Raw genomic sequence first — 26989 nt, forward strand, 5'->3', positions numbered from 1 at the left:
TCGCAGCGTGACGGTGCGCACGGATTCGTGGTGGCGGTGGCGGGAGTTCCCCGCCGGCGTCGCCGCCTCGGTACTCGTCGCCCTCGGCGCCTTCGGCGTCGCCGACATCCCGCGGGTCAACACCGTCGCCCAGGATGCCGGATTGGCCTGGTTGACCTACGGGCACGGCAAAACCCTTGCCGCCGTTGCCTTCTGGGTCGGTGTCGCGGTCCTCGTCGTCTGTTGGGTGCGGATCGGTCGGATCGTCGGCGGGGCCGACGCCTCCGGCGCACCGCGCCCGACGGTGAAGCAGGTGCAAATCGCCGTGCTCGCCTGGGCGACCCCGCTGACGATGACCGTCCCGATCTACAGCCGCGACATCTACGCCTACCTCGCGCAGGCCCAGGTCTTCCGCGGCGGCTTCAACCCCTACTCCGACGGCCCGGTGCACACCCCGGGTCCGTTGCTGGACTCGATGGCCCAGGTCTGGGCGTCGACCACCGCGCCCTACGGCCCGACATTCATGTGGCTGGGCCGCGGCGTGGCCGCCCTGGCCGACGAGAACCCCATCCTCGGGGTGCAGTTGATGCGCGCCGTCCTGATCCCCGGGCTGCTGTTGGCGCTGTGGGCCGTCCCCCGGCTCGCGGAACACTTCGGGGCCTCCCCGCAACAGGGGCTGTGGCTGGCGCTGCTCAACCCGATGGTCCTGATCCACCTGGTGGCCGGGGCGCATGTCGAGCTCCTCATGATGGGGGTGCTGGTCACCGGCGTCACGCTGGCGGTGCGCGGGCGCCACGTCGGGGGGCTGGCCGTCCTCGGCCTGGCCGCGACCATCAAGATCACCGCCGCGATCGCCATCCCGTTCCTCTTCTGGATCTGGCTCGCTCACCTGCGGGACACCCGTCGCGACCTGCCGCATGGCGACTCCCCGCGACGCGAGCTGCCCCGGCGCGAGCTGCCCCGGCGCGTCGTCGCAGGGGTCTTCGCGGCCACCGCCGCGATCCCGCTCGCCGTCTTCGCCGCGATCACCGCGGTGTCCGGACTCGGACTCGGCTGGCTGACCGGGTTGGGGTGGGCCGGTCGAATCATCAACTGGCTCTCGGTCCCCACCCTCGTCGGCCACGTGATCACCTGGGTCGCCGCCCCCTGGCACGCCCTCAACCTGCAGTCGGTGCTGGTCTACACGCGCGGGGTCGGCGCCGCGGCGCTGGCGCTGATCCTCGTCGGGCTGTGGATCGCCTTCCGCCAATCGGAGCGGCGCGCGATGGCCGGGATGGTGTGGGCGATGCTGGCCGTCCTGCTGCTCGAGCCCTCCACCCTGCCCTGGTACTACACGTGGGCGTTGTGCCTGGTAGTGGCGTTCACACTGCCGTTGCGGGTGCGCGCGCTGATCGTCGCGGCGTCGACGGTGCTGCTGATCGTCTTTCAACCGGACGACTCGATCGTGCTGTACAAACCGCTTCCGCTGCTGCTGGCCTTCGCCCTGGCCGCCCTCGCCGCCGCCTCCCTGCTGCGCCCCGACCCGCTGCGGCTGCGTCGACTCGCCTTCACCGGTCCGCATGAATCCTGATCGGGGCTATGCGCTCGGTGCCCGGCTGTCGGCCGAGCACGGGCGGACCTACCACCTGGCCGCACGCCTGTTGCCGCCGCCGAATCGGCACGCGGTCCACGCCCTCTACGGCTTCGCCCGCACCGCCGACGACATCGTCGACCACCCGCCCCGCGTCGGGGCCGACGACCGGGCCGACCGGCTGGACTCGCTGTTCGCCGCGCTCGACGCGACCCTGCACGGGCGGCCCCCGGTGCAGGACATCGCCCCGGGAACCGCGGACCTGCTCGCCGCGGTGGCCGATTCGGTACGACGGTTCGGCATCGACCCGTCGTTGTTCGACGCGTTCGGCAGGTCCATGCGCATGGACCTGCCGTCGGCACCGGAGTTCACCGACCGCTACCGCGATTGGGAACAGCTGCGCGAATACACCTACGGATCGGCCGCGGTGATCGGGCTCATGCTGCTGCCCGTGTTGGGCGCCGACGCCGACGACCCCGCGCTGGCCGACGGGGCCGCGGCGCTGGGCGAAGCCTTCCAGCTGACCAACTTCCTCCGCGACGTCGGCGAGGACCTGGACCGCGGCCGGATCTACCTCCCGGCCGACGAGCTCGCGGTCTTCGGCGTGGACGAGGCGCATCTGCGGGACTGTCGGCGGCACGGTCGGGTCAGTCCGCGACTGCGGCGCGCGCTCGCGCATATCGCGGCGGTGAACCGCGACTGGTACCGGCGCGCGGAACCGGCCGTGGCGGCGCTCCCGGCCCGCAGCCGCCCCGCCATCGCGGCCGCCGCCCGCTCCTACGCCGACATCCTCGCCGTCATCGCCGACGGCGGCTACGAGGTCTTCGCCGGTCGGGCCGTGGTGCCCGCGCACCGGCGCGCGGGTCACGCCGCCGCGGCGCTGCTACTGCGGCGAGACCGAATCCGCTGATCGACGCCGCGTGTTCGCCGGTACCCGGGCACGTCACCGGGCCGATCGCGGCTAGAAGGCGGCGGCTTGCGCGCGGCGGATGACCTCGCGCGCGGAATGGGTGTGGATGGCCGCGGCCGGATAGACGCCGAGGTCGTCGATCTCGGTGAACAGCCAGGCCATCGCCTCGTCGCGGCTGTAACCACCGTCGAGCAGCACCTCCACCAGCCCGGTGAAATGCTTGGCGATGCCGTGCTCGTCGAGGAACAGGGCCGGGACGACGGGCTCGCCGCCGCGCGAGAGGCCCAGCAGCTGATGGTCGTGGATCAGCGTGCGCACCCGATTGCTCGAGACGCCGAGACGGCGGGCCACCTCGTTCAGGGACAGGACCTCTGCGTCGGCGGGAAGACAGTCGTCAGACAGCGGCAGCGAACTCACGACCACCACCCTACCCAGCGCCGTGCGGCTGTGCCTGCGGGGCACGGGCCGCTTTGCCCGGTACATTCGCAGTCGTGAACCCCGGTCCCGCCCGTCCGTCGCCGACCCGCGACGCGCTCATCGGCACGCTCGTCGACCGGCGCTACCGGATCGACGCCCTCATCGCGCGCGGCGGCATGAGCGCCGTCTACGTCGGCCGCGACGAGCGCCTGCACCGCCCGGTCGCGGTCAAGGTGATGGACGCCGCCTATCGCGACGATCCGGTCTTCCTCTCCCGCTTCGAGTTCGAGGCGCGCGCCGTCGCCGGACTCAAGCACCCCGGGCTGGTGTCGGTCTACGACCAGGGCATCGACGAGCCGGTGGTCTTCCTCGTGATGGAGCTGGTGCAGGGCGGCAGTCTGCGCGAACTCCTGCGCGAACGCGGCCCGATGCCGCCGCATGCCGTCGCCGCCGTGCTCGGCCCGGTGCTCGGCGGGCTCGGCACCGCCCATGCCGCCGGGCTGGTCCACCGCGACGTGAAGCCGGAGAACGTGCTCATCTCCGACGACGGCGACGTGAAGATCGCCGACTTCGGATTGGTGCGCGCGGTGGCCGAGGCCGGGCTGACCTCGGCCAGCGTGATCCTGGGTACCGCCGCCTATCTGTCCCCCGAGCAGGTCGAGTCCACCCGCGCCGACGCCCGTTCCGACGTCTACTCGACCGGCATCGTCATGTTCGAGTTACTCACCGGGCGCACCCCGTTCCACGGCGACACACCGCTCGGGCTCGCGTATGCGCGGCTGACCTACGACGTGCCCGCGCCGGGCGACGTCGTCGACGGGGTGCCGCCCCAGTTCGACGAGATCGTGCTGCGCGCCACCGAGCGCGATCCGGCCGCCCGCTATGCCGACGGATTCGAAATGGCCCGCGCCCTCACCCGGGCCGCCGACGAGCTGGCCCTGCCCCGGTTCACGGTGCCGGCCCCGCAGCGATCGGCGGAGCGCATCACCGAGGACCGCCTGCGCCGCGAACGCGCAGCGGGGGCGCTCCCCGATCCGGTTCCCGGGCCCTCCGGCACCGCCGTCCTCGCCGGTGTGGACGACTACCTGCCGGACGACGAGGCCCCCGCTCACGCGGCGTACAGCATCCTCGACGCCGACGGGCAGCGCGACCCCGATGCCCGCGACGACTGGGATGACGACGACGGCGACCATGCCACGGCACCGGTCGCGGGTGGCGCCGGCGTCTTCGCCGCCGCGGTCTGGTTGACCCTCTACGCGCTGCTCATCTCGGGGATCGCGGCCGTCGGCTGGTGGCTCGGCCTGCGCGTCCTGTCGTAGCCGGGTTGTCGCGAAGCGGGTCGTCGCGCGGCGGTCAGCCGCGAAGCATCTCGGCGACCAGGAAGGCCAGCTCCAGGGACTGCTGGGTGTTGAGCCGCGGATCGCAGGCGGTCTCGTAACGGCCGGCCAGATCGTCGTCGGAGATCTCCTGCGCGCCGCCCAGGCACTCGGTGACGTCTTCGCCGGTCAACTCGATGTGCACGCCGCCCGGGTGGGAGCCGAGCGCGCGGTGGACCTCGAAGAACCCCTGCACCTCGTCGACGATGCGGTCGAAGTGGCGGGTCTTGTAGCCGGTCGACGCCTCGTGGGTGTTGCCGTGCATCGGGTCGCTCTCCCAGATGACCTTGTGCCCGGTCTCCTCCACGGCCGCCACGATCGGCGGCAGCTTCTCGCGCACCAGGGCGTTGCCCATCCGCGCGACCAGCGTCAACCGGCCCGGCTTGTTCTCCGGGTCGAGGCGCTTGACATACTCGACGGCCTGTTCCGGTGTCGTCGTCGGGCCGATCTTGACCCCGATGGGGTTGTTGATCAGCTCCGCGAACGCGATGTGGGCACCGTCGAGCTGTCGCGTGCGCTCGCCGATCCACAGGAAATGCGCCGACAGGTCGTAGAGCACGGCCTCCCGGTCCTCGCCCGGGGCCTGCGCCAGGCGCAGCATCGCCCGCTCGTAGTCGAGGACCAGCGCCTCGTGGGAGGCATAGATCTCCGCCGACTCCAGACTCGAGTCGTGCACGCCACAGGCGTCCATGAACCGCAGGCCGCGGTCGATCTCGGCGGCGAGCGCCTCGTACCGCGCCCCGGCCGGCGAGGTGCGGACGAATTCCCGGTTCCAGTCGTGCACCTTGAACAGACGGGCCTCGGTGCTGGTCAGCGCCCGCACCAGGTTCATCGCCGCCGCCGCGTTGGCGTAGGCGCGCACCAGGCGCGACGGGTCATGGGCGCGGACCGCGGCGTCGGCGGGGAAACCGTTGACCATGTCCCCGCGGTACGACGGCAGGCCCAGCGCATCGGTGTCGGCCGACCGGGGCTTGGCGTACTGCCCGGCGATCCGGGCGACCTTGACCACCGGCATGCTCGCGCCGTAGGTCAGCACGACCGCCATCTGCAGCAGCGTGCGGATGTTGCCCTTGATATGCGGCTCGGTGTTGGCGGCGAAAGTCTCCGCACAGTCGCCGCCCTGCAGCAGGAAGGCCTCGCCGTTGGCGACCTGCGCGAGCCGTTCCTGCAACCGCTCGACCTCGGCCGGCATGCAGATCGGCGGCACGCTCTCCAGCACGGTGCGCATCCGCGCCGCCTCGTCGGCCGGCCAACTCGGCTGCTGCAGGGCCGGGCGCGCCATCGCATCCTCGAACCTCGTTTGCAGGTCGCCGGGCAGCGGGGGCAGTTCGGGCAGTTCGTCGATCGGTACGTCGACAGTCCAATTCACCACGTGGCCAGACTAATCGACCGCTGCGCGGCACCGCCTCAGCGGCCGGTGATGCACCGCCACTTGGCGAGGTTGTGTTGTGCGTCGGCCAACGCGTCGTGGGCGTCGGCGGGCAACTCGGGCAGCGTCGGGCGGCCGGCCGCCTCCCATGCCTGCCGGAGGTCGCGGGTGTAACGCGGCAACACCCGCGGCAGGGCCGTCATCGGACCCCACAGCTGGCAGAGGACCACGTGGTCGTAGGCGCCGGTCCACGCCCACAGCTCCACCGGCGACCCGTCGTCGACGGCGGTGACGAACTCCAACAGCTCGTCGCGGATCTGGCGGCGGGACCGCCAGGACTTCGACGCCGGCGAGGGCAGTTTGGGCAGCACGTTGGCCCGCACCCAGTCGCCGGCGCGGCCCGGGTCGAACTCGGTCGAGACCGCGTAGAACTCACGGCCGTCCTCGGCGACCACGCCGATCGACACCAGGTCGATGGTGCGCCCGTCCTCGATGAACTCCGTGTCGTAGAAGAACCGCATCTCCCCAGTATTCGCCACCGCCCGGCACCCCTGTGCGCGCGGTGTACGCTGTGAACCCGTGCGCTACAGGTCAATGTGGGCGACCGCATTGCTTGCGGCTTCGGTCGTCGCTCGCGTCCTCTGGGTGGCGTTGAGCACCAACGGCGCGAATTTCGTCGATCTGCACGTCTACCGCGACGGTGCCGCCGGCCTCGCCGACGGGTCGCTCTACGACTTCGTCTACCACGGCCCCACCGCCACCCCGCTCCCGTTCACCTATCCCCCGTTCGCCGCGGTCGTCCTCTATCCGTTGTCGCTGCTGCCGTGGGATTTCGTGTTGTGGGCGTGGCAGTTCGCGACCATCGCCGCCCTGTTCGCCAGCGTCGTCCTGGCCCAACGCCTCTGTGGACGGACCGACGGCGTCTACGCCGTGGCCGCGGTGGGCACCGCCGTCGCGATCTGGTGCGAGCCGGTGCGGGTCACCCTCGACTACGGGCAGATCAACGTGTTCCTGATGCTGGGCACCCTCGCCGCGGTGTGGTGGGCCAAGACCCGGCGCGGCCGCATCCTCGGCGGCGTGCTGATCGGGTTGATGGCGGCGATCAAGCTCACCCCGGCGATCAGCGCCCTCTGGTATCCCGCGGTGCGCCGTCCGCTCGGCGCTATCGCGGCGGCGGCCTCCTTCGCCGCGACGGTCGTCGGGTGCTGGGCCTTCTTCCCCGACATCACCAAGAAATACTTCGGCAGCCTCATCGGCGACGCCGACCGGATCGGTCAGCCCGGCCTGGTGATGAATCAGAGCCTGCGCGGGGCGCTGGACCGGGTCGTCGGGCACGACGTGGGCACCGGTGCCGTCTGGATCGTCGCCGTGGTCGTCGCCGTCGCCCTCGCGGTGGCCGCCTGGCTGGCCGTGCCGCAGGACGGCGGGAACGGTCGCACCGACGGCAGTTGGTTGGGGGTGCTGCTGATCATCGCGCTGCTCGGACTGCTCGTCTCCCCCATCTCCTGGGTCCACCACTGGGTGTGGCTGATCCCGCTGGCCGTCTGGCTCGGATTGGGTCCGTGGGCGCGCCGCCCCGGCGCGCGCACCCTGCTCGTCTGCTGGGCGGTCGTGGCCGGGGCGGGGGTGCCCTGGCTGCTGCGCCTGGCCGAGCAGTTCGACGTCGCGCTCCCGACCGGTGTCCGCACGGTCGGCGGGGCGCTCTGGGGACTGCTGGCGCTGGCCACCCTGGCGTGGATCGCCGTCGTGGGCCGCCGCACCCCGGCGGTCGAGACCGCCTGACTCCGACTCAGGCCGCCGGCGACGTCGAATCGGCGGGTCCGTGCAGGGCGCGCAGCGCATCCTCCGGCGTCTGGCCGTTGTTCTTGAGGTCGGCGGCGTAGAGGTCGACGTATTGCTGGCCGGAGAGACGCATGAGGTCGTACATGATCTCGTCGGTGACGGCGCGCTCGATGAACCGATTGCCGCCCATCCCCTCGAAACGGGAGAAGTCCAGCGGCTTGCCGATGCGGATCTCGATGTGGGCGGGCCGCGGCAGCACCGATCCGGGCGGGTTGAGCCGGTCGGTGCCGACCATCGCGACCGGGATGACCGGGACGCCGGTCTCCAGCGCGATGCGGGCCAGACCCGTCTTGCCCTTGTACAGCCGCCCGTCGGGTGAGCGGGTGCCCTCGGGGTACATCCCCATCAGATCGCCCTTGTCGAGCTGACGGCGTGCCGAGGCCAGCGCGCCGGCGGCCGCGTCGGCACCCGATCGGTCGATCGGGATCTGCCCGGTCGAGCTGAAGAACCACCGCTGGAAGGCGCCCTTGAGCCCGGTGCCGGTGAAGTATTCGGACTTGGCCAGGAAGTACATCCGCCGCGGGACCATCAACGGCAGATAGAAGCTGTCGACCACGGCGAGATGATTGCTGGCGAGGATCGCCGGACCCGATTCGGGCAGGTTCTCCAGACCGGTCACCTTGGGGCGGCCGATCAATCGCAGGAAGGGACCCATCAGGATGTACTTGAAGAGCCAGAACCACATGGGAGCAGCGTACCCCGCACGCCCCGCGACGGTTCGACGACCGGACTAAGCGCCAGCCCCGACCGTCCGGGTGACCTCCCCGCGGGCCACTTCCGCGGCCCCGATGACCCCGGCGGACTCCCCCAGCTGGGTGCCGCGGATCCGGGCCAGCTCCCGATGGCCGGCACCCGTGACCAGCGAGGCGTACTGCTCCCGCGCGTCATCGAGGTAGAGGCCAGACGCCCGGCCCACCCCGCCGGCGATAACGATGAGATCCGGGTCGAAGACGTCGGCGATCATCGCCAACCCCTGTCCCAGCGACGACGCGAAGGAGGCGAAGGCGGCCAGCGCGAGCGGATCGCCCTCCTGCGCGGCGGCCGCGATCCGCCGCCCGGTCACCGATCCCGGGTCGGCGGCGATCTCGTCGGCCAGCACCGAGCGGCCCCACTCCTCGTCGGCGAGTAGTTCGACGACCGTGTCGACCAGCGCCGTGCCGCTGCAGTACCGCTCCCAGCAACCGCGCTTCCCGCAGGAACACGGCCGGCCGCCGGGGACGATCACCACATGGCCCAGTTCCGGTGCGACGCCGTGGCTGCCCCGGTAGAGCTTTCCGTCGAGCAGCAGCCCGGCCCCGATGCCGGTACCGATCGCGAGCACCAGGGAGTTCCGGCCGCGCCCGGCCGCGCCGAAGCGCCACTCGGCCACGGCGGCGGCGTTCGCGTCGTGCTCGGCGAAGACCGGCAGGCCGATCCGCTGCGACATCTCCTGCGCCACCCGGGCCTCGCGCCACGGAAGATGCGGCGCGAACCGCACCGTCGACCGGTCGACGGTGAGGAACCCGGCGATGGCGAGACCGACCGCCGACACCGACCAGCGGGAGGTCAACTCCCCGACCAGGCGGTCCAGGCAGTGCTCCAGAGCCTGCGTCGTCGCGGGGGTGACCGCGCGCAACGTGTCGAGTTGTTGCCCCTGTTCGTCGACCACCGCGGCCCGCACGCTCGTGCCGCCGATGTCGATGCCGATGGTCGGGTCGCTCATCGCCGGCACGGGCCGATCACGGCTGGTCGCCGCCGATCGCGACCGCGATATCCTGATAGGCCGTCTTCACCTGCGCCGCACTGTCCGCCGACGGCGAGCGCAGGAGCGCGACGAGTGCCTCCAGGATCGCGATGAGTGTGGCGATCAGTCGCGCCAACAGTTCGCCCGCCTCGGCGAACAGCGCGGCGATGTCGCCGGTCACCTCGGCCGCGATCCCCTCGGCGAGGGAGCCCGCCGCCGAACCCGGTGCGAACAAACCGGCCAGACCGTCGATCTGGTTCGCCAGACCGGCCAAGACCTCGCGGGCCGCTTCGATCACCGCTTCGGTCGAACCCGCGTCGCTGCCGGGCGTACCGGCACCATGTGGAGTTCCCATGGGGTGCAACGGTACCTGACCGGGGGCCCCGCGTGGGGCGCCGGAGTGCCGGTTATGACCGGTGCCACTCAGGCCGTCGGACGCTGCGGCCAGACCGCGGGATCGGGGGTGAACCGCACGCGCAGGTGACCCCCGGTCCAGTTCGCGCCCACCACGACGCACCGGCGCAGCACCGGCGGGAGGCGCACCGGGAATCGGAAGCCGCTGATCGTCACCAGCAGGTCGTCACCGGCGCGGCCCAGGCCGAGTGCGGTCGGCTCCGGGAGCGGTTGGGGCCAGCTCAGCTCGTAGACGGCGTCGACCCCGCTGCCTTCGACCCGTTCGACGCCCGCCGCCGCCGTCCCGACCGGCGTACCGGAGGGATCGTCGAAGCGGATCTGCAGGCGCCGCAGGCGGGCCACCCGGTCCAGCGGGCCGTCGACGGCGGGCACGCGGACGACCGCGGCCCCGAAGCCCTGCGCCACCGCCGATGCCGCGTCGTCGAACTCTGCGTCGGGCCGCGGCGCGGTCCCCTCGTTGCCGTAGACACCGCGCAGCGGCAGCGCGGTCAGGGCGGCCAGCGCCGCGAACCGCGGCAGCAGCCGCAGACCGCGCTCACCCGGGTCGACGACGAGGTGCGCCGCCGTCGTGTGCGGGTCGCGCAGCAGGTCGACCACGTCGCGGCAGTCGCGGTCCACCTCGTCGACCGCCGCACTGGCCCGCGCCAAGACCGGGCGCTCGGCCGCCGCGGCGAGACGCCGATGCCGCGGCCACAGCCGGTTCACCGCCTGGCTCAGGGTAGCCGGGGCGCGCAGCAGCGCAAACGGGTCGCCGAGTCCGGAGCAGTCGACGATGATCGCACTCCACCGCCCGCTGGTCGCCTCGTCTCGGATCCGCCGCCACAGGAGCAGTTCCTCGAATCCGGGCAGCGAACTCAACTCCCCCGGCGCGACGGAGGCGAGCACCGAGACGACCGGCAGGGTCGGCCCGGAGGTCATACCGCCCACCGCCTCGACGAAGGCGGCCCACGCCGGTTCCAGCACCCCCAACGGGCTCAACGACAGCAGGCTGGCATCGGCGCTGATCGGCACCGGCACGCCCGGCGAGGGGTAGACACCCACCATGCCCGGTACCGGCGAGGAGGGGTCCAGGGTGATCAGCAGCGGCCCGCGCGGCCCGGCGTCGAGCAGCGGCGACGGCCGGTCGCCGCGATCGCGCTTGTCGACCGCCGCGGCTGCGGCGACGACGGATACCCCGGCCCCGCCCGGACCGAGGACGAGCTGGATGGGCGTGAGATCGATCAGCCTTCGACCCGCTTCTTGAGTTCGTGCAGCGCCGAGTTGATGATCGCCTTCTCGGCACGGCGCTTGAGTTGCCCGATGATCGGCACCAGCAGGTCGACGGTCAGCTCGTAGGACACCTTGGTCGACCCGGCAGCCTGGGCCACCACCGTGTACCGCCCGCGCTGTGCGCGCTGCAGTTTGCTGCTGGCCAGGTTCCAGCCGACCGACGAACCGTCGTCGGCCCAGTCGTATTCGAGGACGTAGGTGTCCTTGAGGACGCCGGCGTCGAGGTCGAAGCGCACGCGGGCCGGCTTGCCGTCGGGGCCGAACTCCTCGACCGTGACCTCGCGGGCCGCCGACACCCATTCCGGATAGTTATCGAAATCCGCGATGACCGCCATGACGGCCTCCGGCTCGGCGTTGATCACGATGGATTGCGCCGTGTGGTCAGCCACGCGCCCCTCCTGTTTCCGCCTCCGCCGCCACCGCGGGGTCACCCGCGGCACGGCCTCGCTCCAACCGGCGCTTGACCTCGAAGGCCATCACCTTGCCGGCCACGCGACGATTCCGGTTCATCTCGGCCAACTCATCGTAGAGCGCCCGCTCGCGTCGCGGCAGGCGGCCGGTCGGCTCGCCGTGCATGAAGTAGTGCAGGACGAATCCGTCCAGCACCGGCTCGCACCAGATCTCCATCGTCCCGTCGACCGGGCCGGCCACGGTCCACCGAATACCCGCGGGGCCGCGATCCTCGACGACCGTCAAGGTCAGGTCGGGCCACCAGCGCCGCCACTGCGATTGATCGCCGAGCGCTTCTCGCGCCGCCTCGGGCGCCGCGGCGACGAAAGTATCGTCGGCCACCTGAATGCTCGTCACTCCTCTAGCTTCACACATGCCCGCGGGACACCGGTGCGGACCCACCCCGATACGATTGTGTCCGCGCCAACCGTCCCAATCGTGAAAGGCAGTCTCTTGCCATCCGAGTACTCCGTGCCCGCGTCCTTCACCATCGGTGACACCGCCACCTGCCCCGACATCGTCTTCGATCTGGCCGCCAAGACGCCGGACCACCCAGTCGTGCTCGACCGCGCCGCCGACGGGCAGTGGCTCCCGCTCACCGCGGCCGATTTCGCCGCCCGCGTCACGTCGATCGCCAAGGGCCTCGTCGCGGCGGGCATCAAGCCGGGCGACCGGGTCGCGCTGCTGAGCTCGACGCGCACCGAGTGGCCGCTCATCGACTTCGCGATCTGGACCGCCGGTGCGGTGACGGTACCCATCTACGAGACCTCCTCGGGTCCGCAGATCGACTGGATCTGCAGCGATTCCGAGGCCAACGCCCTGATTTCCGAGACCGCCGAACACCGCGAGGTCATCGCCGGCACCGAGATCGCGGCCGGGTTGGCGCTGCAATGGTCCATCGACCCGGTCGACGGCGGGCCCGGGGCGATCGACGCCCTCGTCGAGGCCGGGCGCGACGTCACCGACGACGAGGTGGCCGCCCGGCGGGCCAGTCGTCGGGCCGACGATCCGGCGATCCTGATCTACACCTCGGGCACCACCGGACGCCCCAAGGGATGCATGCTCACCCACGCCAACCTGCTCAGCGAGGTGGAGGGAGTGCTCGCCGGCGGGCTGCGGGGATTGCTCCAACCGGGCAAGCGCCTGCTGATGTTCCTGCCGATGGCCCACGTCCTGGCGCACGCGATCACCCTCGTGGCGATGCGGGCGGGCGTGTCGGTCGGCTTCTACAACGACATCCCCAACCTGGTACCCGAGTTCGGGGCCTTCGGTCCGAGCCTGATCCTCTCGGTACCGCGGGTGTTCGAGAAGGTCTTCAACACCGCGCAGCAGAAGGCCCACGACGACGGGAAGGGCAAGATCTTCGACGCCGCCGCCGATACCGCCATCGCCTACAACTCGGCTCGCGAGCGCGGCAGCATCGGTATCGCGCTGCGGGTTCGCCACGCCGTGTTCGACAAGCTCGTCTACTCGAAGCTGCGCGCCGCCCTCGGCGGCCGCTGTGAGCTGGCGATCTCCGGCGGCGCCCCGCTCGGCGCCCGGCTCGGTCACTTCTTCTCCGGCATCGGGATCCCGGTCTACGAGGGCTACGGCCTGACCGAGACCACCGCCGCCTTCTCGGTGAACACCCCCGGCGCGGTCAAGGTGGGCACGGTGGGCCGGCCGATCGCCGGCAACGCGGTCCGGATCGCCGAGGACGGCGAGATCCTGCTCTCCGGCGGGGTCGTCTTCGCCGGCTACTGGAAGAACCCGACGGCCACCGCCGAGGCGATCACCGACGGCTGGTTCCACACCGGCGACATCGGCAAGGTCGACCGCGACGGCTTCCTCTCCATCACCGGCCGCAAGAAGGAGATCCTGGTGACCGCCGGCGGCAAGAACGTGTCGCCCGCCGGACTCGAAGACGTCATCCGCGCGCATCCCCTCGTCTCGCAGGCACTCGTCGTCGGTGACCAGAAGCCGTTCATCGGCGCCCTGATCACGCTCGACGCCGAGGCGCTGGCCGCCTGGAAGGCGCGGGCCGGGATCCCCGCCGATACCCCGACCGCCGATCTCGTCGACAACGCGGCGCTGCGCACCGAGATCCAGACGGCCGTCGACGAGGCCAACAAAACCGTGTCCCACGCCGAGGCGATCAAGAAGTTCCGCATCCTGCCGGTCGACTTCACCGAGGAGACCGGCGAGCTGACCCCGACGCTGAAGGTCAAGCGCAACGTCGTGACGGAGAAGTTCGCCGCCGACATCGACGCGCTCTACCAGCACTGACCGCCGAGTGGGCACCCCAACCCCGCCGAGTGGGCACCCCAACCACGTCGAGTGGGCACCCAGAGCACGCCGACTGGGCACCCGGCCGGTCAGGCGGTGAGCAGGCGGACCAATCGCGCGGCGATCTGCGGCCACTGCCACTGCTGCTCGACGAACTCGCGTCCGGCCGCGCCCATCCGTCGCGCCCGTGCGCGATCGGACAGGATCTCGACCACGGCGTCGGCGATCTGGCGTCGCGACTTACCGTCGACGACGAGACCGGTGCGCCCGGGGATCACGGTCTCCGGTGCCCCGCCGGAGTCGCCGGCGATCACCGGGACGCCGCACGCGGATGCCTCCAGGTAGACGATCCCGAGTCCTTCGACGTCGAGCCCGCCGCCCCTGGTCCGCGACGGCATCGCAAACACGTCGGCGGCGTTGTGGTAGTCCGGCAGTTCCTCGCCGGGGACCGATCCGGTGAAGACGATGTCGTCGGCGCAGCTGCTGACCGCGGCCAATTCGTGCAGGGTCTCCGCGTAGGGTCCCCCGCCGACGATGAGCAGCGCGGCGTCGGGGATCTGTTCCCGGATCGCGGGCAACGCGCGGATCAGCATGTCCTGTCCCTTGCGCGGCACCAGGCGGGACAGACAGACGACCACCGGCCGGTCCCCCAGCTGGTGGCGCTCCCGGATGCGGCGGCGGGCCGCGGCGTCCGGGTGGAACCGGTCGACGTCGACCCCCGGCGGTAGGTACTCCAGGGCGGCGTGGCGTCCGAAGGCGGCGGCGAACCGCCCCCGGGTGTACTTGCTCACGAAGGTGACGGTGTCGGTTCCCTCCCCGATCAGCCGCAGTACCTGCCGCGCCACGGGCAGCATCGACCACCCCACCTCGTGTCCGTGCGTGGAGGCCAGCACGCGTCGCGCACCGGCGCGGCGCACCACCGGCGCCAGCACGGCCAGCGGGGCGGCCGCGCCGAACCACACGTTCTCGATGTCGTGCTCCCGGACCAGGCGGGCGGCCCGCCGCGCCACCAGCGGCGTCGGAACCATCAGGGTCGTCCGGTGGCGCACCACCGTGTACGGCACCGCCGCGTCGAACTCGACATGTGAGCGTCCCCGCCAGCGCGGCGCGTAGACGACGATCTGTTCCGGCGGCAGCAGGTCGACGAGATTCTGCAGGTAGGACTGGATTCCGCCCGGGCGCGGGGGAAAATCGTTGGTGATCAGCAGGGTGCGTCCGATCGGTGCCGCCGAACCGCTCACCCGCCGGACTGCTTCCGCACCCATGCCCGCCACTGACGCTCCAATTCCCCTTGCGGCACTCCCACGGCGCTCGCCAAGGCGATTTTGGCAGCCTCCGGATCGGCGGCCCCCGCCACCCCCAGGTACATCTTGCGCAATGCGTCCTCGGATCGGGATTGCGCGACGAAGGCGGCGATCGACCACGCGGACTGGTAGGCGAGCGCCGCGCGCTGCGAGTCTACGGTGAAGTCCTCGTCGGTGGGCCAGCTCGGCGGCGTGCCGGTGCGCGTGGCGGCGGCAAGGTCGGGGGCCACGTCGTCGAACCGGCTGTAACTGCCCTTGCGCCCGACGTATTCGGCCAACCCCTCGGCGAGCCACAGCGGCGTGTCGACGCCGGTGGCCAGGCGCACCGCGACATGACTCAACTCGTGGCGCAGGACGACGGCGAGCATCGCGGGCGGGAGCAGGCGCGCGGCGGGGGTGAAGACGATCCGCTGCCCGGTCACGGTGTGGTTGGGCACGTCGAGGGCGGTGTACACGGTCGCCGCGGCGGCATCGGCGGTGTCGGAGTCCGGACTGGCGGCGAGCGCGGCGAACTGCTGGTCGGTGCCGGCGGTCACCACCAGTGCGCGTTGGGGCCAGTTGGCCCCCCAGAACGCCGACACCGCGCGCACCGAGTCCGGCAGCAGGGCCGTGATCCGCGCGGCGAGGTCGCGTGACTGGGGGTAGGAGGCCACCACGGACTGTCCGCCGGCCGTCTGCGCGGTCTGCGCCCGCGCTCCGGGGAAGCTCCACAGCCCGGCCCCCGTCGCGGGTCGGCCCAACAGTGCCAGGTCCCCCACCAGCTTCCACTCGTCGTCGTAGCGCGCGACGACCAGCGGCGTGTCGATCTCGATCTCGGGTTCGTCGAGTCCGGGAGCGCCGGTACCGCCGAGCGCGAACCGCAGTCGCACCGGCGAGACCCAGTTGTCGCTGCTGCCCTCGGCGGCCAACCGGTTGGCGACCGCGTCCGGCACCAGTTCCTCCGCGTCGGCGCTGCCGATGAAGTGCTGATAGATCCGGTAGCGCACCGGTGCCGGGTCGCCGGCCCGGGGAGCGGGAGACGGAGCGGCTCCGGCCGAACTGAGATTGTCCTGGGCGACGTGCAGCTGTTGCCGGAACGTCTTCGACGCGGAGCGGTCCAGCAGGGCATCGAGATCGGCGGGCCGCCCGTGCAGGAGTGCCTTGTCGAGCTTGTCGAGCAGGGAGTTCACCCCGTCGGTCCGCTGCTGTTCGAAGACGTCGGTGGGACTCGCCGAGGCGGGGCTACTCGTCGACGGCGACGCCGGCCGACCGCAGGACGACACCAGGCCGACGGTGGCCAGCATGACGCCGACGCATAGCCAACGCGCCCGCACTTCGACGGCTAGACGCGGCGCGCGGCCTGGTACGGACCGGCCCCGTCGATCGGGACGACCTTGACGGGAACGCCGAAAGTCGAGGCGTGGATCACGTAGCCGTCGCCGATGTACATGCCGACGTGGTGGGCGTCCGGATAGTAGATGATGAGGTCGCCGGGCTGGAGCTGGTCGCGGCTGACGGGCACTCCGGCGCCGAGCTGCGCCTCGCTCGAGCGGGGCAGGCTCTTACCCGCCTGCCGGTACGACCACACCATCAGACCCGAGCAGTCGAACTGGTTCGGCCCGGTGGCACCCCAGACGTACGGGTCGCCGATCCGGGTCAGCGCGGCCTGGACGGCCACCAACTCGGGGGCGGTGCCCTTCGGCACGATGTTCGGGTTGAAGTCGAACTTGGGCCCCCGCAGCTCGGCGAGCTGCTGGCCGGTCATCGACTGGTAGACCGCGCGGATCTGGACGGCCTTCAGCTGGAGCGTCGCCCGCTTGGCCTGCAGATCGCCGCGGACCTTCTCCACCTGGGCGATCGCGGTGTTGGCCGCGGTCGTCGCCTTGGCCGACTCGTCCTTGGCTGCCACGGCGGCCGCACGCGTCTTGGTCAGGTTGTTGAGGTTGCGCGTCGCGTCGCGGGAGATGATGTCGAGCGCCGACATCTGGTCGAGCATCTGCTGCGGCGAATCGCTCGTCAGCAGCGCGTAGAGGCGGTTGACGCGGGCGCCGCGGTAGCTGGCGCGCAGCACACCGTCGACGCGGCCCTGGAGGTGGCGCTGCAGGTCGGCGGTGGAATCGAGCTTGCGCTGCGCGGCGGTCGCGGCGCGGCGCGAGCGATCCAGGATCGCCTTCTGCTTGTCGTACTCGATCGTCGCGTTGTGCATCGCCTCGGCGGAGCGCTCGGCCTCGTCGTTGAGCTTCTTGTAGTCGGCGACGAGCTGGCCCGGCGAGCGCGGCGGGGCGGCGGTCACGGTGGCGGCGGGGATTCCCGCCGCGGCGACCGCGCACACGAGGGCCGCGGTGACGACGATGCGCCGACGGCCCGATTCCACGGATTTCACGATTCCCATAGTCCTGACTCCTGAGAACGAGGAACGGCGGACCTCCCGCGAATACAATCCCGGGACGCCCGCCACCTCAAAGCTGGTCGTGCTCAGTAGCGGCGGACACCGGTAAGAGCCCAGGTCTTGACCTTGGCCTTGTGCACCGGGACGCCGTAGGTCTCGGAGTGGATGAACTCACCGTGGCCGATGTAGATGCCGGCGTGGCTGCCGCCGTTGAAGATCAGCACGTCTCCGGGCTTGGCATCCTTGTAAGCGATGGCCTTGCCGTGGCTGAGCTGGCCGTAGCTGTCACGCGGGATGGTCTTGCCGGCCTTCTTGTAGGACCAGTAGACCAGGCCCGAGCAGTCGAAGGCGTTCGGGCCGGCCGAGCCGTAGGAGTACGGCGATCCGATCTTGCTCTCCGCGTTGTGAACGGCCTTGTCGGCGACGGTCTGGCGGACGGCACCGAGGAGGCCGGGGGCCTTCTTGACGTTCGGCTGAAGTTCCTTGGGGATGTCCTTCTGCGCGATGCCCGGGATCGAGAAGGTGCCGACGTTGGGCACCTGGACCTGGGCCTGCGCGCCGGGCTGCGCCGGAGCCTTGGTCTTCGAGGCCTTCTTGACCTTCAGGGACTTGCCCTTGGTCGCATGGTGCCGCGAGTTGTTGATCTGGTCCCCGAGGGCGCCGAGTTCGACGTTGCCGAGGTGCGGCAACGTGACCGTGCTGGCGGCGGCCTGGCCGGCTGCGAGCGAACCCATGGCGATGGCGCCGGTGATGACCGCGCCCTTCGCCGCCTTGGTGCCGCGGCTCGGCTGTTCCAAACGATGTTTGGCCACGAGAAGTGTCTCCTTCTATCTCCCTGCGCTTACCGGGTTAGCTGTCGGGTTCGGGCTGGAAGATGCCCTACGCGTTGCCTGACGAGCTGTTCAGGCGCGGCGATTCACCCCGTTGCGGGCCTTGCGGCCCAGGTGGGTCCCCGGTTCACCCCTGCGGGGTGACTCAGCGATTGACTCCCGCGGATCACTTCTGTTGAAGCGTGACGTTCCGCAATGTCTCAAAAAGGTTACGAAAACGTGGAGCCGATGTCCAACACTTCCGCAGATTTCTTTGCGACGGTGAGCCAGCGCCAAACTTTACCCTGCGCGAACGATGGTGAGAAACCGTTCGCTCGAACCACCCTCACGTGGGACGATCCGCCCCTGCGCGGCCCTGGCCTCGGCGGATGTGACGAGCGTCGCTTCCCGAAGATTGGCGATGGCCACCAGCAGGTCGGCGCGCTGTTCGGCCACCGTTGCCACCCTGGGTGTTTCCCCAGGGTGAGGTGCCGCATCGGCACCAACCAGTACCGACATCATGCAGCCGTCGCAGGCCGCCGGGCGGCCCGGGCAGCTCTCGCAATCGATCCTCATGTGATCTCCATCTCATCTCGTCCTGTCAAGCTGTTTTCGAGCGGTTCCCCTCGTATTCACCGGGAGTTCCCCGGTCCCGCGACACCGCCGGATGGGCGCTGGACGGCCTCGCGGAGCCGATAACAGGACGCTAACGGCGACCCCTGACAAGCCCCGGCCGATGAACCTCTGCCGCGCCCTCCCCGGCGTTGTCCGACCCTCGAACTAGCGTTCGCAACATGGACTCCGACCGCACCGCCGAGCAGCTGTCGTTCGCCGACGTGGGTTTGCCCGGTGTCGGGCTGCCCGGGCCGGCGAACCGCGACCGGGCCGGCCGGTCGCGCGGGCACGGATCGCACCGCCGACCGCCGACCGCCGCCGAGGCGGCGGAGATGTCGGCCAGCGTCCACGGCGGAATCGACCAGTCGCTGGCCACCACGCCGTTCGTCGTCGTCGACCTGGAGACCACCGGCGGCAGCCCGGAACGTGACGCGATCACCGAGATCGGCGCGGTGCGGATCTGCGGCGGCGAGGTCGTCGGAGAATTCGCGACGCTGGTCGACCCGGGACGTCCGATCCCGACGGAGATCGTGACGCTGACCGGGATCACCGAGGCGATGGTCGTCGCGGCACCCACGATCGGCGAGGTCCTGCCCGCCTTTCTCGAGTTCGCCCGCGGCAGCGTGCTCGTCGCACACAACTCCCGCTTCGACCTCGGCTTCCTCACCGCGTCGGCAAACCGCCTCGGACTCGACTGGCACTTCCCCGCGACGCTGTGCACCGTGGCGCTGGCGCGCCGCGTCCTGACCCGCGAGGAGGCCCCCGCTGTTCGGCTGTCGGCGCTGGCCGCGCTCTTCGACGCGACGACGACTCCGACGCACCGGGCCCTCGACGACGCACGGGCGACGGTGGACGTCCTGCACGGCCTGCTCGAACGCATCGGGAACCGGGGCGTCGGCACCTTTGCCGAACTGTTGGACTTCCTCCCGCGGGCCACCCCCGCGCAACGGGCCAAACGCCATCTCGCCGACCGCGTGCCGCGCGCGCCGGGTGTCTATCTGTTCCGCGGATGCGGCGACGAGGTGCTGTACGTCGGCACCGCGGTGGACCTCCGCCGCCGGGTCCGGTCCTACTTCGCCGGGGATTCCCGCCCCCGGATCGCGGAGATGGTGGCGTTGTCGAGCAGGGTCGACCACGTGGTCTGCGCCCACGACCTGGAAGCCGGGGTCCGCGAACTGCGGTTGCTCGCCGCGCACAACCCCGCCTACAACCGGCGCTCGACCCAACCCAGGCGCGGCTGGTGGGTCTCGCTCACCGAGGAGCGCTTCCCGCGCTTCACCGTCGGCCGGTCCGCGCGTCCGGAGCCCGGCCCGTTGGGCGAGCCGACATCGATCGGACCGATCCCGCAGCGGGCCACCGCACAGGCCGTGGCCGATGCACTCACGCGAGCGACCGGTCTGCGGTCCTGCACCACCCGCCTGGGCGCGCGCCGGGACTACCACTGGTGCCCGCCCCACTCCGTATCTCCGACGACGAGACCGGTATCTCCGACGGCGGGGCCGGTGCGCGGGCCAAGTTCCTCGACTGCCGTCCCGGCGACCCGGGCCGGTCCCGGCGACTGCGCCGCGGCCAGCCCGATTCCCGAGTCGGTGACCGACTACCTCCCCCGGGTGCGCGCCGCCCTGGACGTCGTCGCGGGACGCTCGGACGCCGCACTGCACGAATTGGCCGCGACGGTCGCCGCGGCCGCCGAGGCCGAGCACTTCGAGACCGCCGCGCGCCACCGCGACAGTCTCGCCGCGGTGGTGGCCGCACTCGCCCGGTGCCACCGGCTCCGGGCGCTGTGCGACCTCGAGCAGTTCGTCGTGGCCCGGCCCGGGCCCGCCGGCGGGTGGCGGTTCGCGGTGGTCCGCCACGGCCGGCTGGCTGGCGCGGGTACCGCGGACGCACACACCCCGCCGATGCCCGTCGTCGAGGCCGTGATCGCGGCCGCGGAGACGGTGATCCCCTCCGCCGGGCCGCTCCACGGCGCGGCCCCCGAGGAGGCCGCGCTCGTCTACCGCTGGATCACCGCGGCCGATGCCCGGATCGTCGACGCGTCGGGCGGCCTGGCACTGCCCCGGTTCAGCGCCTGCGGCTGGGAGGGATGGGCCGTCCGGGCCCGTGCGGCGCGGAGTCGGGAGACTACCGACGGGCGAAGCCGAGAACCCGCGGGGCACCGATGACTACCCTTGGTCCCATGCTGACCGCTTTCGTGTTGATCACCGCAGACGTCCATTCGATCCCGGAGACCGCCCAGGACGTCGCCGACATCGACGGAGTCACCGAGGTGTACTCCTGCGCGGGTGACGTCGACCTGATCGCCAAGGTCCGGGTCCGCGACCACGAGCAGGTCGCCGAAGTCGTCACCAACCGGATCAACCGGCTGCCCGGGGTCGCCCGCACCACGACCCATATCGCCTTCCGCAGCTATGCGAGCAGCGAGACCGAGGCGGGCTTCTCCGTCGGCGAATAGCCGCTTCAGTCCTGCGCCAGCTCGCCGCTCACCGTGGCCCAGCGCTCGAGGATCTGTGCGGCGGCCCCCGAATCGATCGCGTGGGCGGCCCGCGTCATTCCCGCGGCGAGCGCCGCGACGAGGTCGTCGCGGGTCATCGGCGCCGTCTGCTCGGCGGCGACCAGCGCACCGGCGGCGTTGAGCAGCACGGCGTCGCGCACCGGGCCGACCGCGCCGGCGAACAGATCGCGCGCGACCACCGCGTTGTCCTGTGCATCCCCGCCCTGCAGTGCGGACAGCTCGACGCGGTCGATGCCGAGATCGGCCTGCGGATCGATGTGATGCTCGGTCACGACCCCGTCGACGACCTGCCAGATGGTCGAGGTGCTGGTCGTCGTCAGCTCGTCGAGGCCGTCGTCGCCGCGGACCACCAGCACCGACGACCCGCGGTCGGCGAAGGTCTGCGCGAGAACCGGCGCGAGATCGGCGAAGGCGCACCCGATGAGCCCGGCGCGCGGCTGAGCCGGGTTGGTGAGCGGTCCCAGCACGTTGAACACGGTGGGGACGCCGAGTTCCTTACGGGGCGGTCCGGTGAAACGGAATGCCGGGTGGAACACCGGGGCGAAGCAGAAGGCGATACCCGCCTCGGCCACACATCGGACCACCGCGTCGGCGCCCAGGTTGATCGTCACCCCGAGCGCTTCGAGGACGTCGGCCCCGCCGCTCTTGGAGGAGGCCGCCCGGTTCCCGTGCTTGACGACGGGGATCCCGGCCGCCGCGACGACGATCGAGGTCATCGTCGAGATGTTGACGGTGTGGGAGCGGTCGCCGCCGGTGCCGACGATGTCGATCGCGGTACCCGCGAGGTCGACCCGCGTCGCATGGGCGAGCATCGCCTCGGCGAGCCCGTCGAGTTCGGCCGGCGCGGCCCCCTTCATCTTCACCGCCAGCCCGAATGCCGCGATCTGGGCACTCGTCGCCGAGTCGGCCATGATCTCGTTCATCGCCCACTGCGCCTGCGCCGAGGTCAGGTCTCGATTCTCCGAGACCAAACCGAGGATGAACGGCCAACTCAATTCCGACTGACTACTGGTCACGCGTCCACCCTAAACGAGTGCTCCGGTGCCCGATTTCCGACCGGAATACTGCGCGGGACACGCCGGGGAGCGACGGCGCGACCTGGTCCGACCTGGGCCGCCGCAAAATGTTGCACCAATTTGTCGACCCCGGTGGTCACGCTTTACTACGAACCGTCATACTTCTTGTGTGACTAGCGCTGCAAGTACCCCGTCAACGGCCATTACGGCTCGGGTGCACTCGCTGAACCGTCCCAACATGGTCAGCGTCGGCACGATCGTATGGCTTTCCAGTGAGCTCATGTTCTTCGCCGGGCTGTTCGCGATGTACTTCGTCGCCCGCGCGAACAACTCCACCGGCCACTGGCCCATGGAGCCGACCGAACTGAACCTCTGGCTCGCCGTCCCGGTGACGACCGTCCTAATCCTCTCGTCGGTGACCTGCCAGATGGGCGTCTTCGCCGCTGAGCGCGGCGACGTCTTCGGCCTCCGCCGCTGGTACATCCTGACCTTCATCATGGGCGCGTTCTTCGTCGCCGGCCAGGCCTACGAGTACCACCACCTGGTGGAACACGGCACGACGCTGGCGAGCAGCTCCTACGGCTCGGTGTTCTACATGGCCACCGGCTTCCACGGCCTGCACGTCATCGGCGGTCTGGTCGCGTTCCTCTTCCTGCTGACCCGCACCTGGCTGTCGAAGTTCACGCCGGCGCAGGCCACGGCAGCGATCGTCGTGTCGTACTACTGGCACTTCGTCGACATCGTGTGGATCGCCCTGTTCGTCACGATCTACTTCATCCGTTAAGAACCTCAGCCCCGGTAGTCCGTATTAGTAGAGAGTCACAGATGAGTACATCTCCACCCTCGGATCACGCCAACGCCGATCCGGCCCCGGCGCCCAGCAGCACCGCCGCTCGCGCGGCCAAGAGCCGGCGCAAGCTGCGCCGCCGTGCGTCGGGCACGATTCTGCTCCTCGCCGGACTGGTCAGCGCCGGCGTCATCACCGCGCTGCTGACGCCGAAGGCGCAGGTCGCCGTCGCCGACCCGAATTCGCAGTCGCAGGCGCTGATCGACGCGGGCAAGAAGCTCTACGACACGTCCTGCGTCAGCTGCCACGGCACGAACCTGCAGGGTGTGGCCGACCGCGGACCGTCGCTGATCGGCGTCGGCGACGCCGCCGTCTACTTCCAGGTGGCCTCCGGCCGCATGCCCGCGGTCCGCAACGACGCGCAGGTCACGCGCAAGCCGCCGAAGTTCACCGAGGCGCAGATCACCCAGCTCGGCAAGTACATCCAGTCGGTGTCCGGCGGACCCCAGGTGTACTACGAGCGCAACGCCGACGGCACGGTGAAGACCGACGCCGACGGCATCCCGATCGTCGCGCAGGCTTCGCTGCGCGGCACCAACCTGGGCCGCGGCAGCGAGCTGTTCCGTTTGAACTGCGCCTCCTGCCACAACTTCACCGGTCGCGGCGGCGCGCTGTCGTCGGGCAAATTCGCCCCTAACCTCGACCCGCCGAGCGAGCAGCAGATCTACACGGCGATGCTGACCGGGCCGCAGAACATGCCCAAGTTCAGTAATCGCCAGCTGTCCCTTCAGGAGAAGAAGGACATCATCGGCTTCATCAAGTACTCCTCGGAGTCGCACCAGCCCGGCGGACTCGGGCTCGGCGGCTTCGGTCCGGTGAGCGAGGGCATGGCCATGTGGGTCATCGGCATCGGCGCCATCGTCGCCTTCGCAATGTGGATGGGATCGCGGTCATGAGCGCTACCGAAAACACCCCGTCGAGCGAAGAACTCGCCGACATGAGCCAGGACGAGCTGGTCAAACTCGGCACGAACCTCGACGGCGTCGAGATTCTCCACCGCGAACCGCGGTTCCCCGTCGCGGGGACCCGCGCCGAGAAGCGCGCAGCACGTGCCGTCGCCTTCTGGTTCACGTTGGCCGGCATCTCGGCCCTCGCCTGCCTGATCGTCTTCCTGTTCAACCACTGGAAGTTCGTGATGCCGGGCAAGCCGAACTACTGGCTCTACTCGCTGAACACGCCGCTGCTGGGCATCACCTTCGGCCTCTCGATCCTCTCGATCGGCATCGCGATCGTCCAGATCACCAAGCGGTTCATCCCCGCCGAGATCGCCGTGCAGGACCGTCACGACGGCGGCTCCAACGAAGTCGACAAGAAGACGACCGGCGCGCTGCTCGGCAACGCCCTGGAGACGTCGACGCTGCCGCGTCGCAAGATGATCCTCGGCTCGGCCGCGTTCGGTCTGGGCGCCTTCGCCCTCACCGGCCTGGTCGCCGCTCTCGGCGGATTCATCAAGAACCCGTGGGCACTGCGCGAGAAGTCACCGCTGTGGCACTCGGGCTGGTCCCCGATCTACAACCCGGCGGACAACCCCAACGAGACGATCTTCCTGCGTCGCGACACCGGTAACCCCTACCAGGTCGCGCTGATCCGCCCGGAGGATCTCGACGCCGGCGGCATGGAGACGGTCTTCCCGTGGCGTCCCTCCGACGGGCACGGCGAGACCGAGGAGTCGCGCCACAAGCTGCTCGAGGGCCTGCGCTCCGTGCGCAACCCGGTGATGCTCATCCGCCTGCGCCCCGAGGACTCGGCGAAGGTCATCAAGCGCAAGGGCCAGGAGAGCTTCAACTACGGCGACTACTACGCCTACACCAAGGTCTGCAGCCACCTCGGCTGCCCGACCTCGCTGTACGAACAGCAGACCAATCGCATCCTGTGCCCCTGCCACCAGTCGCAGTTCAACGCACTGGAGTACGCAAAGCCCATCTTCGGACCGGCTGCGCGGGCATTGGCACAGCTGCCACTCACGGTGAACAACCAGGGCTACATGGTCGCCGCCGGTGACTTCATCGAGCCCGTCGGACCGGCCTTCTGGGAGCGGAAATCATGACGACAAGCATCGGCGGACGCCTCGCGCAGCAAGCTGAAGAAGTCGATTCGCGGTATCACCTCGCCGCGGGCATGCGTCGACAGATCAACAAGGTCTTCCCGACCCATTGGTCCTTCCTGCTGGGCGAGGTCGCGCTCTACTCGTTCATCATCCTGTTGCTGTCCGGCGTGTACCTGACGCTGTTCTTCGACCCGTCGATGGCGCACGTCACCTACCACGGCGACTACCAGCCGCTCAACGGCGTCCTGATGAGCCGCGCGTACGAGACGACGCTGAACATCTCCTTCGAGGTGCGCGGCGGCCTGTTCGTCCGCCAGATCCACCACTGGGCGGCCCTGCTGTTCGCGGCGTCGATCATCACCCACATGGCGCGTATCTTCTTCACCGGTGCGTTCCGCCGTCCGCGCGAGGCCAACTGGATCATCGGCTCGTTGCTGCTGGTCCTGGCCATGTTCGAGGGATTCTTCGGATACTCGCTCCCCGACGACCTGCTGTCGGGCACCGGCGTCCGCGCCGCGATGAGCGGCATCGTCCTGGGCATCCCGCTGGTCGGCACCTGGATCCACTGGGCGCTGTTCGGCGGCGACTTCCCCGGCGACATCATTATCCCGCGTCTGTACGTGCTGCACATCCTGCTGTTCCCGGCGATCATCCTGGCGCTGATCGGCGCCCACCTGGCTCTCGTCTGGTACCAGAAGCACACGCAGTTCCCCGGCCCCGGTCGTACCGAGCGCAATGTCGTGGGCGTGCGCATCCTCCCCGTGTTCGCGGCCAAGGCCGGTGCGTTCTTCGCCATCACCTTCGGCCTGCTCGCCGTCATGGCCGGGGTCTTCCAGATCAACCCCGTGTGGACGATCGGGCCGTACAACCCGGCGCAGGTGTCCGCGGGATCGCAGCCCGACATCTACATGCAGTGGACGGACGGCGCGGCACGACTCATGCCGCCGTGGGAGATCTACATCGGCAACCACACCATCCCGGCGATCTTCTGGGTGGTCGTGATCATCACGATCGTGTTCGGCCTGATGTTCAGCTACCCGTGGATCGAGAAGCGCCTCACCGGCGACGACGCGCACCACAACCTGCTGCAGCGGCCCCGTGACGTTCCGGTGCGTACCGGCATCGGCGCGATGGCCATCGCCTTCTACGCGATCCTCACGATCTCGTGCATGAACGACATCATCGCGTACAAGTTCCACATCTCGCTGAACGCGACGACGTGGATGGGTCGTATCGGCCTGCTCATCGTCCCGCCGCTGGCGTACTTCATCGCCTACCGCTGGGCCATCGGCCTGCAGCGCAGCGATCGCGCCGTCCTCGAGCACGGAATCGAGACGGGCATCATCAAGCGCCTGCCGCAGGGTGAGTACATCGAGGTGCACCAGCCGCTCGGCCCGGTCGACGACCACGGTCACCCGATCCCGCTCCCCTACGAGGGTGCGGCGATCCCGAAGAAGATGAACAAGCTGGGTGCCGCGGGCTCCCCGGGTACCGGCGGACTCCTGTTCGCCGATCCGCCCGAGGAGCAGAAGATCAACGCCGAGCTCGAGCACAAGGGCCACGTCGCCGAGCACGAGGTCCTGCGCGAGCTGCAGGCCCAGAACGGCAATCCGCTCGACTAGGGTTTCCCGCCGCGCCCTGTAGGGCTTGGCAGAAGCCAGCTGAAAGGCCGCCAGGATCGTTCCTGGCGGCCTTTCTCATACCCGGTGCCCCCCGGGCCCCGGGCCGATTGGGTGCGCCGTCCAAGTGCTGCCGAGTGGGCACCCCGAGGCCGCCGACTGGGCACCCCGAATCACGCCGAGTGGGCACCTCGACGCCGTCGACTTGCGCTCGTCGGCCCGGGGAGATGAGTCTCCCGGCCATTGACGGGCAGCTCGCGTGACC

26 protein-coding genes and 1 riboswitch are annotated in these 26989 nt (G+C 70.3%); of the genes, 11 read left to right on the forward strand and 15 right to left on the reverse strand.

Features of this window, described 5'->3' with window-relative positions; all coding sequences use genetic code 11:
- Window positions 1-7: 7 nt before the first annotated feature.
- Window positions 8-1549 carry a polyprenol phosphomannose-dependent alpha 1,6 mannosyltransferase MptB gene (gene mptB / locus HUN08_RS10605; protein WP_301546670.1) on the forward strand — a complete coding sequence of 514 codons (1542 nt, stop codon included), beginning with the start codon at window positions 8-10 and terminating at the stop codon, window positions 1547-1549.
- Entirely contained in the window at window positions 1539-2459 is a 921-nt protein-coding gene (locus tag HUN08_RS10610) for a phytoene/squalene synthase family protein (RefSeq protein ID WP_124249053.1), read from the forward strand. Before mptB ends, HUN08_RS10610 begins: the two co-directional genes overlap by 11 nt.
- A gap of 51 nt (window positions 2460-2510) precedes the next feature.
- Here HUN08_RS10610 and HUN08_RS10615 read toward each other — a convergent pair whose 3' ends face one another.
- On the reverse strand, window positions 2511-2876 hold the full coding sequence (locus HUN08_RS10615) for a DNA-binding protein (RefSeq protein ID WP_124249054.1): 366 nt from the start codon (window positions 2874-2876) through the stop codon (window positions 2511-2513).
- Between the two features lie 74 nt (window positions 2877-2950).
- On the opposite strand from HUN08_RS10615, the gene HUN08_RS10620 reads away from it, so the two are divergent.
- On the forward strand, window positions 2951-4195 hold the full coding sequence (locus HUN08_RS10620; RefSeq protein ID WP_174900914.1) for a protein kinase: 1245 nt from the start codon (window positions 2951-2953) through the stop codon (window positions 4193-4195).
- Window positions 4196-4229: 34 nt separating this feature from the next.
- On the opposite strand, the gene HUN08_RS10625 is transcribed toward HUN08_RS10620, so the two are convergent.
- Both HUN08_RS10625 and HUN08_RS10630 read right to left on the reverse strand, forming a co-directional pair.
- On the reverse strand, window positions 4230-5624 hold the full coding sequence (locus tag HUN08_RS10625; protein ID WP_124249056.1) for a class II 3-deoxy-7-phosphoheptulonate synthase: 1395 nt from the start codon (window positions 5622-5624) through the stop codon (window positions 4230-4232).
- 35 nt (window positions 5625-5659) lie between these two features.
- Window positions 5660-6142 carry a polyadenylate-specific 3'-exoribonuclease AS gene (locus HUN08_RS10630; protein ID WP_124249057.1) on the reverse strand — a complete coding sequence of 161 codons (483 nt, stop codon included), beginning with the start codon at window positions 6140-6142 and terminating at the stop codon, window positions 5660-5662.
- 58 nt (window positions 6143-6200) lie between these two features.
- Here HUN08_RS10630 and HUN08_RS10635 point away from each other — a divergent pair, with 58 nt between their 5' ends.
- Window positions 6201-7403, forward strand: a complete 1203-nt coding sequence (locus HUN08_RS10635) for a glycosyltransferase 87 family protein (RefSeq protein WP_301546671.1) — start codon at window positions 6201-6203, stop codon at window positions 7401-7403.
- Window positions 7404-7410: 7 nt separating this feature from the next.
- On the opposite strand, the gene HUN08_RS10640 is transcribed toward HUN08_RS10635, so the two are convergent.
- The 6 genes from HUN08_RS10640 to HUN08_RS10665 form a co-directional block, all read right to left on the reverse strand.
- Window positions 7411-8148 (reverse strand): 1-acyl-sn-glycerol-3-phosphate acyltransferase, encoded by a 738-nt coding sequence (locus HUN08_RS10640; protein WP_124249058.1) that lies wholly within the window; start codon window positions 8146-8148, stop codon window positions 7411-7413.
- Window positions 8149-8193: 45 nt separating this feature from the next.
- On the reverse strand, window positions 8194-9165 hold the full coding sequence (locus HUN08_RS10645) for an ROK family protein (RefSeq protein ID WP_124249059.1): 972 nt from the start codon (window positions 9163-9165) through the stop codon (window positions 8194-8196).
- Between the two features lie 16 nt (window positions 9166-9181).
- Window positions 9182-9541, reverse strand: coding sequence for a hypothetical protein (locus tag HUN08_RS10650; protein ID WP_124249060.1), 360 nt, complete (start codon window positions 9539-9541; stop codon window positions 9182-9184).
- Window positions 9542-9609: 68 nt separating this feature from the next.
- The gene (locus HUN08_RS10655; RefSeq protein ID WP_301546672.1) at window positions 9610-10644 is read right to left on the reverse strand and encodes an ArsA-related P-loop ATPase; all 1035 of its coding nucleotides are present in this window, start codon (window positions 10642-10644) and stop codon (window positions 9610-9612) included.
- Between the two features lie 176 nt (window positions 10645-10820).
- On the reverse strand, window positions 10821-11258 hold the full coding sequence (locus HUN08_RS10660; protein ID WP_124249061.1) for an SRPBCC family protein: 438 nt from the start codon (window positions 11256-11258) through the stop codon (window positions 10821-10823).
- A complete protein-coding gene (locus HUN08_RS10665) occupies window positions 11251-11676 on the reverse strand; it encodes a hypothetical protein (protein ID WP_124249062.1) in 426 nt (141 codons plus the stop codon). The genes HUN08_RS10660 and HUN08_RS10665 overlap by 8 nt, the downstream gene beginning before the upstream one ends.
- 81 nt (window positions 11677-11757) lie before the next feature.
- Between HUN08_RS10665 and HUN08_RS10670 the strand changes: the two genes are divergently transcribed.
- A complete protein-coding gene (locus HUN08_RS10670; protein ID WP_301546673.1) occupies window positions 11758-13584 on the forward strand; it encodes a long-chain fatty acid--CoA ligase in 1827 nt (608 codons plus the stop codon).
- Window positions 13585-13673: 89 nt separating this feature from the next.
- Here HUN08_RS10670 and HUN08_RS10675 read toward each other — a convergent pair whose 3' ends face one another.
- From HUN08_RS10675 to HUN08_RS10695, 5 genes are all read right to left on the reverse strand, one after another.
- Entirely contained in the window at window positions 13674-14849 is a 1176-nt protein-coding gene (locus HUN08_RS10675) for a glycosyltransferase family 4 protein (protein ID WP_124249063.1), read from the reverse strand.
- Window positions 14822-16171, reverse strand: coding sequence for a hypothetical protein (locus HUN08_RS10680; RefSeq protein WP_124249064.1), 1350 nt, complete (start codon window positions 16169-16171; stop codon window positions 14822-14824). Before HUN08_RS10680 ends, HUN08_RS10675 begins: the two co-directional genes overlap by 28 nt.
- A 38-nt stretch (window positions 16172-16209) precedes the next feature.
- Window positions 16210-17199 (reverse strand): C40 family peptidase, encoded by a 990-nt coding sequence (locus tag HUN08_RS10685; RefSeq protein WP_301546989.1) that lies wholly within the window; start codon window positions 17197-17199, stop codon window positions 16210-16212.
- 143 nt (window positions 17200-17342) lie between these two features.
- Window positions 17343-18068, reverse strand: a complete 726-nt coding sequence (locus HUN08_RS10690) for a C40 family peptidase (protein ID WP_124249066.1) — start codon at window positions 18066-18068, stop codon at window positions 17343-17345.
- 10 nt (window positions 18069-18078) lie between these two features.
- Window positions 18079-18247, reverse strand: a riboswitch (cyclic di-AMP (ydaO/yuaA leader).
- 118 nt (window positions 18248-18365) lie between these two features.
- Window positions 18366-18521 (reverse strand): hypothetical protein, encoded by a 156-nt coding sequence (locus HUN08_RS10695; RefSeq protein WP_165353442.1) that lies wholly within the window; start codon window positions 18519-18521, stop codon window positions 18366-18368.
- A 491-nt stretch (window positions 18522-19012) separates the two neighbouring features.
- On the opposite strand from HUN08_RS10695, the gene HUN08_RS10700 reads away from it, so the two are divergent.
- Entirely contained in the window at window positions 19013-20845 is a 1833-nt protein-coding gene (locus HUN08_RS10700; protein ID WP_301546990.1) for a DEDD exonuclease domain-containing protein, read from the forward strand.
- Between the two features lie 14 nt (window positions 20846-20859).
- The gene (locus tag HUN08_RS10705; protein ID WP_124247787.1) at window positions 20860-21135 is read left to right on the forward strand and encodes an Lrp/AsnC family transcriptional regulator; all 276 of its coding nucleotides are present in this window, start codon (window positions 20860-20862) and stop codon (window positions 21133-21135) included.
- A 5-nt stretch (window positions 21136-21140) separates the two neighbouring features.
- On the opposite strand, the gene trpD is transcribed toward HUN08_RS10705, so the two are convergent.
- Window positions 21141-22211 carry an anthranilate phosphoribosyltransferase gene (gene trpD, locus HUN08_RS10710; RefSeq protein WP_124247786.1) on the reverse strand — a complete coding sequence of 357 codons (1071 nt, stop codon included), beginning with the start codon at window positions 22209-22211 and terminating at the stop codon, window positions 21141-21143.
- Window positions 22212-22380: 169 nt separating this feature from the next.
- On the opposite strand from trpD, the gene HUN08_RS10715 reads away from it, so the two are divergent.
- The 4 genes from HUN08_RS10715 to HUN08_RS10730 are packed head-to-tail and all read left to right on the forward strand — an operon-like array spanning window position 22381 to window position 26727.
- Window positions 22381-22995: a heme-copper oxidase subunit III gene (locus tag HUN08_RS10715; protein WP_124247785.1), complete on the forward strand. Its 615-nt coding sequence runs from the start codon at window positions 22381-22383 to the stop codon at window positions 22993-22995.
- 41 nt (window positions 22996-23036) lie between these two features.
- Window positions 23037-23954 (forward strand): c-type cytochrome, encoded by a 918-nt coding sequence (locus tag HUN08_RS10720; protein ID WP_124247784.1) that lies wholly within the window; start codon window positions 23037-23039, stop codon window positions 23952-23954.
- A complete protein-coding gene (locus tag HUN08_RS10725) occupies window positions 23951-25105 on the forward strand; it encodes a ubiquinol-cytochrome c reductase iron-sulfur subunit (RefSeq protein ID WP_124247783.1) in 1155 nt (384 codons plus the stop codon). The genes HUN08_RS10720 and HUN08_RS10725 overlap by 4 nt, the downstream gene beginning before the upstream one ends.
- Complete coding sequence (locus HUN08_RS10730; protein ID WP_124247782.1) at window positions 25102-26727, forward strand: cytochrome bc complex cytochrome b subunit; 1626 nt, start codon at window positions 25102-25104, stop codon at window positions 26725-26727. The genes HUN08_RS10725 and HUN08_RS10730 overlap by 4 nt, the downstream gene beginning before the upstream one ends.
- Window positions 26728-26989: the final 262 nt, after the last annotated feature.

Origin of the sequence: Gordonia sp. X0973 (genome assembly GCF_013348785.1) — a bacterium.
Taxonomy (GTDB): Bacteria; Actinomycetota; Actinomycetes; order Mycobacteriales; family Mycobacteriaceae; genus Gordonia.

Bases quoted from the DNA above. Each gene is read 5' to 3' on its own strand.
- HUN08_RS10730 (WP_124247782.1), top strand. From the start codon at position 25,102: ATGACGACAAGCATCGGCGGACGCCTCGCGCAGCAAGCTGAAGAAGTC.
- HUN08_RS10675 (WP_124249063.1), bottom strand. From the start codon at position 14,849: ATGGGTGCGGAAGCAGTCCGGCGGGTGAGCGGTTCGGCGGCACCGATC.
- HUN08_RS10650 (WP_124249060.1), bottom strand. From the start codon at position 9,541: ATGGGAACTCCACATGGTGCCGGTACGCCCGGCAGCGACGCGGGTTCG.
- HUN08_RS10705 (WP_124247787.1), top strand. From the start codon at position 20,860: ATGCTGACCGCTTTCGTGTTGATCACCGCAGACGTCCATTCGATCCCG.
- HUN08_RS10680 (WP_124249064.1), bottom strand. From the start codon at position 16,171: ATGCTGGCCACCGTCGGCCTGGTGTCGTCCTGCGGTCGGCCGGCGTCG.
- HUN08_RS10725 (WP_124247783.1), top strand. From the start codon at position 23,951: ATGAGCGCTACCGAAAACACCCCGTCGAGCGAAGAACTCGCCGACATG.
- HUN08_RS10700 (WP_301546990.1), top strand. From the start codon at position 19,013: ATGTCGGCCAGCGTCCACGGCGGAATCGACCAGTCGCTGGCCACCACG.
- HUN08_RS10640 (WP_124249058.1), bottom strand. From the start codon at position 8,148: ATGTGGTTCTGGCTCTTCAAGTACATCCTGATGGGTCCCTTCCTGCGA.
- HUN08_RS10645 (WP_124249059.1), bottom strand. From the start codon at position 9,165: ATGAGCGACCCGACCATCGGCATCGACATCGGCGGCACGAGCGTGCGG.
- HUN08_RS10655 (WP_301546672.1), bottom strand. From the start codon at position 10,644: ATGGTGGGTGTCTACCCCTCGCCGGGCGTGCCGGTGCCGATCAGCGCC.
- HUN08_RS10630 (WP_124249057.1), bottom strand. From the start codon at position 6,142: ATGCGGTTCTTCTACGACACGGAGTTCATCGAGGACGGGCGCACCATC.
- HUN08_RS10720 (WP_124247784.1), top strand. From the start codon at position 23,037: ATGAGTACATCTCCACCCTCGGATCACGCCAACGCCGATCCGGCCCCG.
- HUN08_RS10610 (WP_124249053.1), top strand. From the start codon at position 1,539: ATGAATCCTGATCGGGGCTATGCGCTCGGTGCCCGGCTGTCGGCCGAG.